The sequence below is a fragment of the Rhodoplanes azumiensis genome (genome assembly GCF_042682915.1).
Lineage (GTDB): Bacteria > Pseudomonadota > Alphaproteobacteria > Rhizobiales > Xanthobacteraceae > Rhodoplanes > Rhodoplanes azumiensis.
Genome location: NZ_JBHUIW010000014.1, coordinates 1 through 14150, shown reverse-complemented (window position 1 = coordinate 14150; position 14150 = coordinate 1). Strand labels below are relative to the sequence as shown.

The 14150-nt window shown below is 69.1% G+C and carries 10 protein-coding genes; 9 read left to right on the top strand and 1 reads right to left on the bottom strand.

Annotated elements, in window-relative coordinates; all coding sequences use genetic code 11:
- The first annotated feature begins 95 nt into the window (after positions 1 to 95).
- The 8 genes from nuoN (at position 96) to ACFSOX_RS12890 (ending at position 9302) form a co-directional block, all read left to right on the top strand.
- The gene (gene nuoN, locus ACFSOX_RS12925; protein ID WP_378478227.1) at positions 96 to 1532 is read left to right on the top strand and encodes an NADH-quinone oxidoreductase subunit NuoN; all 1437 of its coding nucleotides are present in this window, start codon (positions 96 to 98) and stop codon (positions 1530 to 1532) included.
- A gap of 297 nt (positions 1533 to 1829) precedes the next feature.
- Positions 1830 to 2606, top strand: coding sequence for a biotin--[acetyl-CoA-carboxylase] ligase (locus ACFSOX_RS12920; protein ID WP_378478226.1), 777 nt, complete (start codon positions 1830 to 1832; stop codon positions 2604 to 2606).
- Positions 2606 to 4276, top strand: coding sequence for a ribonuclease J (locus tag ACFSOX_RS12915; RefSeq protein WP_378478327.1), 1671 nt, complete (start codon positions 2606 to 2608; stop codon positions 4274 to 4276). Before ACFSOX_RS12920 ends, ACFSOX_RS12915 begins: the two co-directional genes overlap by 1 nt.
- 74 nt (positions 4277 to 4350) lie before the next feature.
- The gene (gene mce, locus ACFSOX_RS12910; RefSeq protein ID WP_111360167.1) at positions 4351 to 4755 is read left to right on the top strand and encodes a methylmalonyl-CoA epimerase; all 405 of its coding nucleotides are present in this window, start codon (positions 4351 to 4353) and stop codon (positions 4753 to 4755) included.
- Between the two features lie 231 nt (positions 4756 to 4986).
- Positions 4987 to 5259, top strand: coding sequence for a DUF1467 family protein (locus ACFSOX_RS12905; protein WP_378478225.1), 273 nt, complete (start codon positions 4987 to 4989; stop codon positions 5257 to 5259).
- Positions 5260 to 5741: 482 nt separating this feature from the next.
- Positions 5742 to 7070: a proline--tRNA ligase gene (gene proS / locus ACFSOX_RS12900; protein WP_378478224.1), complete on the top strand. Its 1329-nt coding sequence runs from the start codon at positions 5742 to 5744 to the stop codon at positions 7068 to 7070.
- 258 nt (positions 7071 to 7328) lie between these two features.
- A complete protein-coding gene (locus ACFSOX_RS12895; protein ID WP_378478223.1) occupies positions 7329 to 8597 on the top strand; it encodes a lipoprotein-releasing ABC transporter permease subunit in 1269 nt (422 codons plus the stop codon).
- 12 nt (positions 8598 to 8609) lie between these two features.
- A complete protein-coding gene (locus ACFSOX_RS12890) occupies positions 8610 to 9302 on the top strand; it encodes an ABC transporter ATP-binding protein (protein WP_378478222.1) in 693 nt (230 codons plus the stop codon).
- 206 nt (positions 9303 to 9508) lie between these two features.
- On the opposite strand, the gene ACFSOX_RS12885 is transcribed toward ACFSOX_RS12890, so the two are convergent.
- Positions 9509 to 9805 (bottom strand): PilZ domain-containing protein, encoded by a 297-nt coding sequence (locus ACFSOX_RS12885; protein ID WP_378478221.1) that lies wholly within the window; start codon positions 9803 to 9805, stop codon positions 9509 to 9511.
- A 697-nt stretch (positions 9806 to 10502) separates the two neighbouring features.
- On the opposite strand from ACFSOX_RS12885, the gene dnaE reads away from it, so the two are divergent.
- The gene (gene dnaE / locus ACFSOX_RS12880) at positions 10503 to 14066 is read left to right on the top strand and encodes a DNA polymerase III subunit alpha (RefSeq protein WP_378478326.1); all 3564 of its coding nucleotides are present in this window, start codon (positions 10503 to 10505) and stop codon (positions 14064 to 14066) included.
- Positions 14067 to 14150 lie beyond the last annotated feature (84 nt).

Sequence of the window (14150 nt, the reverse complement as noted above, 5' to 3'; positions counted from 1 at the left end):
AGATCGTGGCCAGGTCGGCCACCGATGACGCTTCCGCGATCGCCACCAAGACCGCCGCCGCCCTCGGCCGCTGACCGGACAAGAACGGCATCCCGATGAACAACCTCGCCGAGCTTCCCGCCCTCACCCCGGCCTTGCCCGAGATCGTGCTCGCGGCCGGCGCCATGGTGCTGATCCTGATGGGCGCCTTCCGGGGCAACCAGTCGACCGGCGCCGTGTCGGGCTTCGCCGTGATGCTGCTGATCGCGGCGGGCGTCGTCGTCGCGCTGATGCCGGCCGAGACACAGACCACGTTCGGCGGCAGCTTCGTGCTGGATCCGTATGCGAAGTTCTTCAAGCTGCTGGCGTTGATCGGCTCGGCCGTCGCGATCGTGATGTCGGGCGAGTTCCTGTCGACGCCGGACCGCGCCCGCTTCGAGTATCCGGTGCTGATCGTGCTCGCCACCACCGGCATGCTGATGCTGATCTCGGCCGGCGACCTGATCGCGCTCTATCTCGGGCTCGAGCTGATGAGCCTGTCGCTCTACGTCGTCGCCGCGATCGACCGCGACAAGCTGAAGTCGACCGAGGCGGGCCTGAAGTACTTCGTCCTCGGCGCGCTGTCGTCCGGCATGCTGCTCTACGGCGCCTCGCTGGTCTACGGCTCGACCGGCAGCGTCACCTTCGCCGGCATCGCGCAGGGCGCGGCCGCGGGCGGGGTCGGGCTCACCTTCGGGCTCGTCTTCCTGCTCGCCGGCCTGTGCTTCAAGATCTCGGCGGTGCCGTTCCACATGTGGACGCCCGACGTGTACGAGGGCGCGCCGACGCCGATCACCGCGTTCTTCGCCGCCGCCCCGAAGGTCGCCGCCATGGCCGTGTTCGTGCGGCTCGCCACCACGGCGTTCCCGACCGTGGTGCCGCAGTGGCAGCAGATCGTCGTGTTCGTCTCGATCGCCTCGATGGCGCTCGGCTCCTTCGCCGCGATCGGCCAGACCAACATCAAGCGGCTGATGGCCTACTCGTCGATCGGCCACATGGGCTTCGCGCTGATCGGGCTCGCCGCCGGCACGGCCGAGGGCGTGCAAGGCGTGCTGATCTACATGGCGATCTATGTCGCCATGACGCTCGGCACCTTCGCCTGCATCATCGCGATGAAGCGGGAGGAGGGGCCGGTCGAGAACATCGCCGATCTCGCCGGCCTCGCGCGCACCAAGCCGGGAGTCGCGTTCCTGCTCGGCATGATGATGTTCTCGCTCGCCGGCATCCCGCCGCTCGCCGGCTTCTTCGCCAAGTTCTACGTGTTCCTCGCCGCCGTGAACGCCGGCCTCTATGCGCTCGCCGTCATCGGCGTGGTGACCAGCGTGGTGGGCGCCTACTACTATCTCGCCATCGTCAAGGTGATGTATTTCGACGAGCCGGCGCCGGCGCTGGCGCCGATGCGCGGCGAGCTCGGCGTGGTGCTCACGCTGACGGGGCTGTTCGTTCTGCTGTTCTTCGTCTGGCCGGCCCCGCTGGTCGAGGCCGCTTCGGCCGCGGCGAAGTCGCTGTTTTGATCGCGGGCTGCTCGGGCAGGTGACGAGGCGGGTTCGACAGGTCACGGGTCGGGGCTCACCCCCCTCCCTGTCCCTCCCCCACAAGGGGGGAGGGAACGCAAGAGCCGCTTCTTCTTCCGCGATCCAGCCGAGATTTGCTCTCGTCATGAGCCAAGGCAGTCCGCAGCCTGCTCCCTCCCCCACGCAACGCGGGCTCGCCCGCGTTGCTCGTCAAGTTATAGAAGTCGGGCAGGCCCGACTTCTGTCGGTGGAGGGGTGGGGAGAGGGGTGGCCCCGGGCGATCACCCCTCGTTTCCCATGATCCCAGTCGCCATCGACATCCCCCACCTCGCCTTGGACGAGATCGACTCCACCAACGCCGAAGCGCTTCGTCGCGCCCGGGACGGCGAGGCCGGGCCCTTGTGGATCACGGCCGCGCGGCAGAGCGCGGGGCGGGGGCGGCGCGGCCGCGCCTGGACGTCGGCGCCCGGCAATCTGTTCGCGAGCCTGCTGCTCGCCGATCCGGCCCCGATCCCCGAGGCGTCGCAGATCTCCTTCGTCGCCGCCCTCGCCGTGCATGACGCGGTGTGCGCGGTCGCGCCGTCGCTCGCATCCCGCCTCGCGCTGAAGTGGCCGAACGATCTCCTGTGCGGGGGCAAGAAGCTCTCCGGCATCCTGGTCGAGGGCGAGACCCGGCACGGGCTCGTGGTGGTGGTCGGGATCGGCGTCAACTGCGCCCATCATCCGGACGACACGCTCTATCCGACGACCGATCTCGCCGCCGAGGGCGAGCCCGCGAGCCCGCAGGCCGTGTTCGTCGCGCTCGCGCAGGCCATGCGGGGACGCCTCGCCGAATGGGACGCGAGTCGCGGCTTCGCCTCGATCCGGGACGCCTGGCTCGCCCGCGGTCCGGCGCCTGGGACGCCGCTCCTCGTCCGCTTCGGGACGACCGAGACCGAGGGGCGATTCGAGACCATCGACACCCACGGGAATCTGCTAATCACCGGTGACGAGGGCGTCCAGACGATCGCCGCCGGCGACGTGTTTCCGCTTCACCGGCCGGACGCGCTCCCCTCGAACCGGCACGACGCATGATCACCAAGGCCGACGAGCTCGTCTACGCCCCGCTCGGCGGGGTCGGCGAGATCGGCATGAATCTCTCCGTCTACGGCTACGGCAGCGGCCGGAAGAAGTCCTGGATCGCCGTCGATCTCGGCGTGTCCTTCGGGGGCGGCGAGGATCTGCCCGGCGTCGACTTGGTGATGCCCGACATCCGCTTCCTGCTGGAGGAGCGAAAGAACCTCCACGGCCTGATTCTCACCCACGGGCACGAGGACCATTTCGGCGCCATCATCGACCTGTGGCCGCGCCTGAAGGTGCCGATCTACGCGACGCCCTTCACGGCGGCGCTGTTCGAGGCGAAGCGCCAGGCGGAGCCCGGCGCGCCGGAGATCCCGGTTCGCGTCGTGCCGCTCGGCGGCACGATCCAGCTCGGGCCGTTCACGGTCGAGCTGTGCTCGATGTCGCACTCGATCCCCGAGTCGAACGCCCTGATCATCGGCACGCCGCTCGGCAAGGTGCTGCACACCGGCGACTGGAAGCTCGATCCCACACCCGTGGTCGGCCCGGCGACCGACGAGGCGCGGCTGCGCCGGCTAGGTCAGGAGGGCTGCCTCGCATTGATCGGCGATTCGACCAACGCGGTGCGCGACGGCCGCTCGCCGTCGGAGAGCGAGGTCGGCGCGACGCTCGCGAAGCTGATCGCGGCGGCGCCCCAGCGCGTCGCCATCACCACCTTCGCGTCGCATGTCGCGCGCATCCGCTCGATCGCGCTCGCCGCCCGCGACTGCGGTCGCGAGGTCGTGCTGGTCGGCCGCGCCATGGAGCGCGTCGTCCAGGTGGCGCGCGAGACCGGCCATCTCGACGGGGTGCCGGAGTTCCGCTCCGCCTCGACCTACGGCTACTTTCCGCGCGACAAGGTGGTCGCGCTGTGCACGGGCAGCCAGGGCGAGCCGCGCGCCGCGCTCGCCCGCATCGCCTCCGACTCGCACCCGGAGATCGGGCTCGCCAAGGGCGATCAGGTGATCTTCTCGTCGCGCACCATTCCGGGCAACGAGAAGGCCGTGAACAAGATCATCAACGGCTTGGTCGCGCAGGGCGTCGAGGTGATCACCGAGCGCGATCATCTCGTCCATGTCTCGGGCCACCCGCGGCGCGACGAGCTACGGGATCTGATCGGCTGGGTGAAGCCGCGCATCATGATCCCGGTGCACGGCGAGCCCCTGCACCTCGCCGCGCACGCCAAGCTCGCCCGCTCGCTCGGCGTGCCGGAGGTCGTCGGCTGCCGCAACGGCGATCTCGTGCGCCTCGCGCCGGGGCCGGCCGGCATCGTCGACGAGGTGCCGCAGGGGCGCCTCTACAAGGACGGCTGGCTCATCGTCGAGGCCGAGGCCCGCACGGTGGCGGACCGTCGGCGGCTCGGCTTCGTCGGGGTCGTCTCGGTGGCGCTCGCGCTCGACGAGACCGGCACGCTCTGCGCCGATCCCGAGGTCGAGCTGATCGGCATCCCGGAGGCCGACGCCCGCGGCAAGAGCCTCGCGGCGCAGGCCGTGCAGACCGCGGCGGAGACGGTCGAGCACCTTCCTCGTGCCCGCAGGCGCGATCCCGACACGGTCGCCGAGGCGGTACGGCGTGCGGTGCGGGGCGGCATCGCGGCGGCCTGGGGCAAGAAGCCGCTCTGCCTCGTACACGTACTGACAGTCTGAGCGGTCGCGATCGGGCATAAAGGGATACAACGGGCGGCGCGGGTGGTCCGCGACGCCAGCCAGAGGGGACCGTCATGATCGGACGTCTCAACCATGTCGCGATCGCCGTCGGCGATCTGGAGAAGGCCTGCAAGCTCTATCGCGAGACCATGGGAGCGAAGGTCTCCGAGCCGCTGCCGCAGCCGGCCCACGGCGTCACCGTGGTGTTCATCGAGCTGCCCAACACCAAGGTCGAGCTCCTGCATCCGCTCGGCGAGAACTCGCCGATCGCCAAGTTCCTGGAGAAGAGCCCGGACGGCGGCATCCACCACATCTGCTACGAGGTCGACGACATCCTCGCGGCGCGCGATCGGCTGAAGGCCGGCGGCGCCCGCGTGCTCGGCGACGGCAACCCCAAGATCGGCGCCCACGGCAAGCCGGTGCTGTTCCTCCACCCGAAGGACTTCAACGGCACGCTCGTCGAGCTCGAGCAGGCGTAAAGGGCAGGGGCGTTCCTCACACCTCTCACCGGCGGGGAGAGGTCGGATCTCGCGCGTCGACGCGAGATCCGGGTGAGGGGGGTGCCGAGGCCGGCTGTCCGGCATCGTCATGGCCGGGCTTGTCCTGGCCATCCACGCCGGGTACTCGCGTCAGGCAAGAACGTGGATGCCCGGCACGAGGCCGGGCATGACGGACACGAATTCCTGGCGACCTGACGGGCACTCACCCCCATGCCCTGGACGACCTTCGCGGCCATCTACTTCGTCACCTGGTGGATCGTGCTGTTCGCGATCCTGCCGTTCGGCGTGCGCTCGCAGCACGAGACCGGCGATATTTCGCCGGGCACCGATCCGGGCGCGCCGACGGCGCCGCGGCTCCTCGCCAAGGCCGGCTGGACGACGCTCGTCACCACGGTTCTGGTCGGCGCCTTCTGGGTCGCCGTGACGGGCGGCGCCGTCGACATGGAGCGATTCGCGACGCTGTGGGGGCTGTTCCCGCGGTGAGGCTGCCCGGCCCGGCGCGGCGCGTGGACGCCGCGCTCGGACCCATACGCCTGCCGCTCGTGCGCCCGTGACGCGGGCGCGGGGAGGGGGGCGCGAGGGCGCGCAGCCCTCCGGGCAAAAAAAAAGCAGGACCGCGGTCCTGCCTTCTACGCCGAGTTTTCTGCCATTTCCCCGCTCTGTTGTTCTAGGGGCGGCTGCGATCGAGCGCGCCGTTTGGCTCTTCCTCCCACAGACCTGGACCGCGTTCCTGACGCAACATTGTTTCAATCCCGGAACGTCAGGAACGACGTTCGTTTCATAGCCAAAGGATTCCGCCTTGTCATCCCAGTTGTCTCGCGCTGCAACATGTCCAGAAGTTGTCTTGGTTAACGAAACCGGGCGCCCGGAGAGCAACGCCGCCGGCATCCCGGCCGGTCTTCGATCACCCTTGTATTTTCGACGCTAATCCGGTTTCTCTGCACCATTCCTCGAGGAGTTTCGACATGCGCCTGTCCCGATTTTTCCTCCCGATTCTGCGCGAGACGCCAAAAGAAGCGGAGATCGTGTCGCACCGGCTGCTGCTGCGCGCCGGCATGATCCGGCAGGAATCGGCCGGCATCTATGCCTTCCTGCCGCTCGGGCTGCGCGTCCTGAACAAGGTCTGCCGAATCGTCCGCGAGGAGCAGGATCGCTCGGGCGCGATCGAGATGCTGATGCCCACCATCCAATCGGCCGAGCTGTGGCGCGAGAGCGGACGCTACGACGATTACGGCAAGGAGATGCTGCGCATCAAGGACCGGCACGAGCGCGAGATGCTCTACGGTCCCACCAACGAGGAGATGGTGACCGAGGTGTTCCGCGCTTATGTGCGGTCGTACAAGGACTTGCCGCTGAACCTTTATCACCTGCAGTGGAAGTTCCGCGACGAGGTGCGGCCGCGATTCGGGCTGATGCGCGGGCGTGAGTTCCTGATGAAGGACGCTTACTCGTTCGACCTCGACTACGAGGGCGCCAAGCACGCCTACAACAAGATGTTCGTCGCATACTTGCGGACCTTCGCGCGGCTCGGCCTGCGGGCGATCCCGATGGTCGCCGACACCGGCCCGATCGGCGGCAACCTCTCCCACGAGTTCATCATCCTGGCGCAGACCGGCGAGAGCGAGGTGTTCTGCCATCGCGACTATCTCGACCTGCCGGTGCCGGAGGCGGGCGTCGACTTCGACGATGTCGCCGGCATCCAGGCGATCGTCGACCGCTGGACGTCGCACTACGCCGCGACCTCGGAGAAGCACGACGAGGCCGCCTTCGCGGCGATCCCGGAGGCCGACCGGGTGTCGGCGCGCGGCATCGAGGTCGGCCACATCTTCTACTTCGGCACCAAGTACTCGGCGCCCATGAAGGCCGTGGTGGCGCATCCGGACGGCAGCGAGAAGCCGGTCCACATGGGCTCCTACGGCATCGGCCCGACCCGGCTGGTGGCGGCGTTGATCGAGGCCTCGCACGACGAGGCCGGGATCGTCTGGCCGGAGCCGGTCGCGCCGTTCCGGGTCGGCATCGCCAACCTCAAGCAGGGCGATGCCGCGACCGACGCGGCGGCCGGCGAGTTGTACCAGGCGCTCACGGTGCGCGGCGTCGAGGTGCTCTATCACGATCTCGACGAGCGCCCGGGGTCCAAGTTCGCCACCCTCGATCTGATCGGGGTGCCGTGGCAGATCCTGGTCGGCCCCAAGGGCCTCAAGGAGGGCAAGGTCGAGCTGAAGCGCCGCTCCGGCGGCGACCGCGAGCTTCTGTCGCCGGCCGACGTGCTGGAGCGGCTCGCGCCGGTGGGGTGAGGCTCTGTCATTCCGGGGCGCGGGTCGAAGACCCGCGAACCCGGAATCCAGCCGCGAACGCCGTGCTCGGGGGTGGATTCCGGGTTCGCCGCTGCGCCGCGCCCCGGAATGACGACACGGTGAGACCCCGGCCCGATTCCGCCCGAATTCAATGAAATCGGAAGGGCCGATCAAACCTGCGGGTAACGCGGCGCGACCCACACGCGGGGCTCGCGAATCCGGCAGAATCGGGTGTAATCCCGCGTGGAAAGAGCCGCCATGACCGACGCTGCCGGGACGAGACCCTTCGCACCCTTCGAATGGATGCTGTCGCTGCGCTATCTGCGGGCGCGGCGCAAGGAGGGATTCATCTCGGTGATCGCCGGGTTCTCGTTCCTCGGCATCATGCTGGGCGTCGCGACCCTGATCATCGTGATGGCCGTGATGAACGGCTTCCGCACCGAGCTCTTGGACAAGATCCTCGGCCTCAACGGCCATCTGCTGATCCAGCCGCTCGAGTCGCCGCTGACCGACTTCGATCCGGTGGCGCAGCGCATCGCCGCCGTGCCGGGCATCCGGCTCGCGGCGCCGATCGTCGAGGGCCAGGCGCTCGCCTCGTCGCCCTTCGCGGCGAACGGCGTGCTGGTGCGCGGCATGCGGGCCGGCGACCTCGACAAGCTCGCCTCGGTGTCGAAGAACATCAAGAAGGGCACGCTCGAGGGCTTCGACCAGGGGCAGGGGATCGCCATCGGCCGGCGGCTCGCCGATCAGCTCTCGCTGCAGGTCGGCGACAATCTGACGCTGGTCGCGCCGCGCGGCGCCGTCACGCCGATGGGCACCACCCCGCGCATCAAGCCGTACAAGGTGGTGGCGGTCTTCGAGATCGGCATGTCGGAATACGACGCCGCCTTCGTGTTCATGCCGCTGCCGGAGGCGCAGGCCTACTTCAATCGCTCGAACGACGTCACCGCGATCGAGGTCTACACCAACGATCCGGACTCGATCGATCGTTACCGCAAGCTCGTCGCCGAGGCCGCCCAACGGCCCATCTACATGATCGACTGGCGGCAGCGGAACTCGACCTTCTTCAACGCCCTGCAGGTCGAGCGCAACGTCATGTTCCTGATCCTCACGCTGATCGTGCTGGTCGCCGCGCTCAACATCGTGTCGGGCCTGATCATGCTGGTGAAGGACAAGAGCCAGGACATCGCCATCATGCGCACCATGGGGGCGACGCAGGGGGCGATCATGCGGGTGTTCCTGATCACCGGCGCCTCGATCGGCGTGGTCGGCACACTGACCGGCTTCGTGGTCGGCACGCTGGTGTGCGTGAACATCGACTCGATCCGCCAGTTCCTGTCCTGGGTGACGCAGACCGACCTGTTCCCGCGCGAGCTCTATTTCCTCTCCCGGCTGCCGGCCGAGATGGACGTCTCCGAGACCATCGCGGTCGTCGTGATGGCGCTCGGCCTGTCGCTGCTGGCGACCCTCTATCCCTCCTGGCGCGCGGCCCGTCTCGATCCGGTCGAGACGCTCCGGTACGAGTAGGCGAAAGCACCCATGGCCGCGACCGAAAGTCCCGTCGTTTTCCTGCACCAGGTCGAGCGGCAGTACCGGCAGGGCGACGTCGTCCTCGACGTGCTCAAAGGCGCCGAGCTCGCCGTGTGGTCCGGCCAGATGGTGGCGCTGATCGCGCCGTCCGGCTCGGGCAAGTCGACGCTTCTGCACATCGCCGGCCTTCTGGAGCACCAGGACGCCGGCGAGGTGTTCATCGACGACGTGCCGACCTCCGGTCTGTCGGACAGCGAGCGCACCCGCATCCGCCGCAACGACGTCGGCTTCGTCTACCAGGCGCATCATCTGCTCGGCGAGTTCACGGCGCTCGAGAACGTCATGCTGCCGCAGATGATCCGCGGCCTGCCGCGCAAGCAGGCGGAGGCGCGCGCCGAGGAGCTGTTGTCCTATCTCGGCCTGAAGGACCGGCTGCCGCATCGGCCGTCGGAATTGTCGGGCGGCGAGCAGCAGCGCGTCGCCATCGCGCGTGCGGTCGCCAATGCGCCGCGCCTCCTGCTCGCCGACGAACCGACCGGAAATCTCGATCCGAAGACCTCGGAGCACGTGTTCCGGGCGCTCACCCAGCTGGTGCGCGCATCGCGGCTGGCCGCCGTGATAGCCACCCACAATCTCGACATCGCCGCTCGCATGGACCGCCGCGTCACCCTGAAGGACGGGCGCATCATCGAGCTGGAGTAGGGGGTCGGCAAGTCGCGCGTGGCTTACAGCGATCGACGACCGCGGCCGCCTCGCAAACCCGCTGGCTACCGGCTCTCCTGGCTACGGTTACTCGCTATTCGCTGATCGCTCGTTTCGCCGCGACATCCGCGGGGGAACGCACCGCGAACGCTCGATTGATCCCGGTCAATCTTCTGGAACGCTTCGATTTTTTCGGATCGCACGCGTCAACCGAACCTGACACCCAGCCGGTTCTCGGTGCGCCAGACCACCCGACAGGGCTGCGGCTGGCCGCCTTCCATGTAGAGCTCGAACTCGCGCGGGATGCCGAAGGTGCCGGAATGGACCTGCAGGCAGGCGCCGGCGTCGGACAGGTTGCGCACGGCGCACTCGATCTTCGGCGCCTTGTCGCTGGTGGCGATTCGGCCCGTCTTGAGAACCCGAAGACGACTGACTCTGCGGCGCTCTTCCATCTGCGCCTCCTTCGCGCTCGTCGCGGTACCGCCGGCGATCGGCGACACCATGCCAGCCGCAGTTTTCGTTTCGATTAATTGGATCGCGAAAAGTCGAGGTTCGTTAAACCTTTGGGAGAAAAGAGCGGGCTATGCTCGCCGGGTCGCGCGACGGGATGTCGTTCCGGCTTGACATGAGAACGGAGGAAGAACTAGTGTTCTCGTCATGTTCTTTTCCGATGTCGAGGGAGACGATCATGCGCGCCGCCGCCAGCGATCTGATGCGAGCCCTGACCTCGATGACCCTGCTGGCCGGAACGCTCGTCGTGTGGGCCAAGCTGTTCGCGGTGATCTGAAGGCGTCGTGGGGGAGGGATCGTCGGGCGGCGCGCGGCGTCGCCGCGTCGCGGCCGTGGGTGATCCGGCCGTGGGTGATCCGGCCGTGGGTGACACGGCTGTGGGTGACACGGCTGTGGGTGACGAGGGTCGGTCGGTAGACAGGAGCACGCGCGGTTCGCGAATGTGGGGGCGGAGGGCCCGGCCGGCGAGTCGGGCCGTGCGCGCGGCCGCGGGGCGGCCGTCCGACCCTTGCGAGTGCCGCCGTGACCGTACCGAGTTCGACCCCGTCCGTCCCGGGTGCCGGGACGCCGAAGGCCGAGGCGCCGCCGCCGGACGCCGGTGCGGCCGCGGTCGTCGCGAGCATCGCCGGCGCGAGCATCGCCGGCGCGCGTGTCGCCGGTGCGCGTGTCGCCGGTGCCGCCGTCGGCGAGATCGCACCATCCCCGCCGCCGGCGCTCGCCAAGGATCCCGGCTTCGTCCACCTGCACGTCCACTCGGCCTATTCGCTGCTCGAAGGCGCGCTGCCGATCGGCAAGCTCGCCGGCCTCGCCAAGGCCGACCGCCAGCCGGCGCTCGCCCTGACCGACACGGACAATCTGTTCGGCGCGTTGGAGTTCTCCGAGAAGCTCTCGGGCTACGGCATCCAGCCGATCGTCGGCATCTCGCTCGCCGTCGATTTCTGCGACCAGGAGCAGCCCGGCGGCGCCATCGGCCGTGCCGGCCCGCACGCCCGCACGTTGCCGCGCATCGTTCTCCTCGCGGCCCGCGAGGCGGGCTACGGCAACCTGATGCGGCTCAACTCCCGGGCCTTCCTGGAGACGCCGTCGACCGAGGCGCCGCACATCGAGGTCGGCTGGCTCGAGGGGCACAGCGACGGGCTCATCCTGCTCACCGGCGGCCCGGACGGCCCGCTCGACCGGGCGATCGCGGCCGGGCAGGGCGCGCTCGCCGCGAGCCGGCTCGCCACGTTGGAGCGCCTGTTCGGCGACCGCCTCTATGTCGAGCTGCAGCGGCACGGCACCCCGGCCGAGCGCCTGGTCGAGCCGGCGCTGGTCGACCTCGCCTATGCGCGGGGCCTGCCGCTGGTCGCAACCAACCAGCCGTTCTTCGCGACGGCCGAGGACTACGAGGCGCACGACGCGCTGCTCGCCATCGCCGAGGGCCGGCTCCTCGCCGAGGAGGACCGTCGCCACCTCACGCCGGAGCACCGCTTCAAGACCCGGGCCGAGATGGCGGCGCTGTTCTCGGATCTGCCCGAGGCGCTCGCTGCCACGGTCGAGATCGCCCAGCGCTGCGCCTACCGGCCGCGCACGCGAAAACCGATCCTGCCGCATTACGGCACCGAGACCGGCGAGCCTCTCGACGAGGAGGCGACCGTGCGGGCGCGCGCCGCCGAGGGGCTGGAGGCGCGGCTGAAGGCGCACGGCGTCGCCCCCGGCCACACCGAGGAGGAGTATCGCGAGCGCCTCGCCTTCGAGCTCGGCGTCATCGCCCGCATGGGCTTTCCCGGCTACTTCCTGATCGTGTCGGACTTCATCCAGTGGGCGAAGGGCCAGGGCATCCCGGTCGGCCCGGGCCGCGGCTCGGGCGCCGGCTCGGTGGTCGCCTGGGCGCTCACCATCACGGATCTCGACCCGATCCGCTTCGGCCTGCTGTTCGAACGCTTCCTCAACCCCGACCGCGTGTCGATGCCGGACTTCGACATCGACTTCTGCCAGGACCGCCGCGGCGAGGTGATCGACTACGTCCAGAAGCGCTACGGACGGGATCACGTCGCTCAGATCATCACGTTCGGCACGCTGCAGGCGCGCGGCGTGCTGCGCGACGTCGGGCGCGTGCTGGAGATGCCCTACGGCCAGGTCGACAAGCTGTGCAAGCTCGTCCCGCAGAATCCGGCCAAGCCCGTCACCCTGAAGGAGGCGATCGAGGGCGAGCCCAAGCTGCAGGCGGCCCGCGACACCGAGCCCGTGGTGGCGCGCGCCTTCGCGATCGCCCAGAAGCTCGAAGGCCTCAACCGCCACGCCTCGACGCATGCCGCCGGCATCGTGATCGGCGACCGCGATCTCTCCCATCTGGTGCCGCTCTATCGCGACCCCAAGTCCGACATGCCGGTCACCCAGTTCAACATGAAATGGGTGGAGCAGGCGGGCCTGGTGAAGTTCGACTTCCTCGGCCTCAAGACGCTCACGACGCTCGACACCGCCGTCAAGCTCCTGGCGCGGCGCGGCGTCACCATCGACCTCGCCCACATCCCGCTCGACGACAAGAAGACCTACGAGATGCTGACCCGGGGCGAGACGGTCGGCGTGTTCCAGGTGGAAAGCCAGGGCATGCGGCGCGCGCTCGTCGACATGCGGCCCGACCGGCTGGAGGATCTGATCGCGCTCGTGGCGCTCTATCGCCCGGGCCCGATGGCCAACATTCCCACGTACTGTGCCCGAAAACACGGGCACGAGCAGCCCGAATACATCCATCCCAAGCTGGAGCCGTATCTGCGCGAGACCTTCGGGGTCATCATCTACCAGGAGCAGGTGATGCAGATCGCGCAGGCGCTGTCCGGCTACTCGCTCGGCGAGGCCGATCTCCTGCGGCGCGCCATGGGCAAGAAGATCCGCGCCGAGATGGACAAGCAGCGCATCCGCTTCGTCGACGGCGCGATGGAGCGCGGCGTCGACAAGGCGCAGGCCGACATGATCTTCGATCTGCTCGCCAAGTTCGCCGACTACGGCTTCAACAAGAGCCACGCGGCAGCCTACGCGCTCGTCTCCTACCAGACCGCCTATCTGAAGGCGAACTATCCGGTCGAGTTCCTGGCCGCGTCGATGACGCTCGACATGGGCAACACCGACAAGCTCTCCGACTTCCGCTCGGAGGCCGAGCGGCTCGGCATCACGGTCGCGCCGCCCTCCGTCAACCGCTCCGGCGTCGACTTCGACGTCGCCGGCGACACGATCTTCTACGCGCTCGCCGCCATCAAGGGCATCGGCCGCCAGGCCGTCGAGGCGATCGTCGCCGGCCGCGACGGCAAGCCGTTCCGCGACCTCGCCGACTTCGCCCGCCGCGTCGATCCGCGCCAGGTCAACAAGCGCGTGCTGGAAAGCCTCGCCGCCGCCGGCGCCTTCGACTGCATCGAGCCGGACCGCGCCCGGGCGCACGCGGCGGTCGAGGCGGTGCTCGCCACCGCGCAGCGCACCCACGAGGCGGCGGCGAGCGGCCAGACCGACTTCTTCGGCGGCGCCGCCGCGCCCGAGCCCTTGCGCATCCCGGCCTACGAGCACTGGCTGCCGGCCGAGAAGCTGCAGCGCGAGTACGACGCGATCGGCTTCTTCCTCACCGGCCATCCGCTCGACGACTACGCGCACTTGTTGAAGCGGCTGCGCCTGCAGACCTGGGCCGAGTTCTCGCGCAGCGTGAAGGCCGGCGCCACGGCCGGGCGGCTGGGCGCCACCGTGGTGTCGCGCACCGAGCGGCGCACCAAGACCGGCAACAAGATGGGCATCATCGGCCTCTCCGACCCCTCCGGCCACTACGAGGCGATCCTGTTCGCCGAGGCCTTGGCGCAGTACCGTGACCTGCTCGAGCCCGGCCGCGCCGTGCTGCTGTTCATCGCCGCCAATGTCGAAGGCGAGGAGGTGCGGGCCCGCATCCAGACCGTCGAGCTGTTGGACGAAGCCGCCGCGAAGCAACAGAAGGGCCTGAGAATCTTCCTGCGCGACGAGGCCCCGATCGAGGCGGTGGCCAAGCGCCTGGAGCCGGCCGGTGGCCAGGGCGCCGGCCGCGGCGGTCCGTCGGCCGGGGCAGGGGGCGTCGCGGGACGCCCGGGCAGCACCGCACCGGCGCCGGCGCGCGAAAGCAGCGGCGGCGACGTGTCGATCGTGCTCCTCCTGTCGGAGGCCGAGATCGAGGTGAAGCTGAAGGGCCGCTACAAGGTCTCCCCCCAGATCGCCGGCGCCATCAAGGCGATCCCCGGCGTCGTCGAGGTGCAGGCCCTGTAGGGCGGGGCCCCGCCCTTGTTCCGTGCACGCGTAGCAACCATTAGATTTTGAGTGGTTTAGGAGCTGGGGATTTGTGGACAGGCG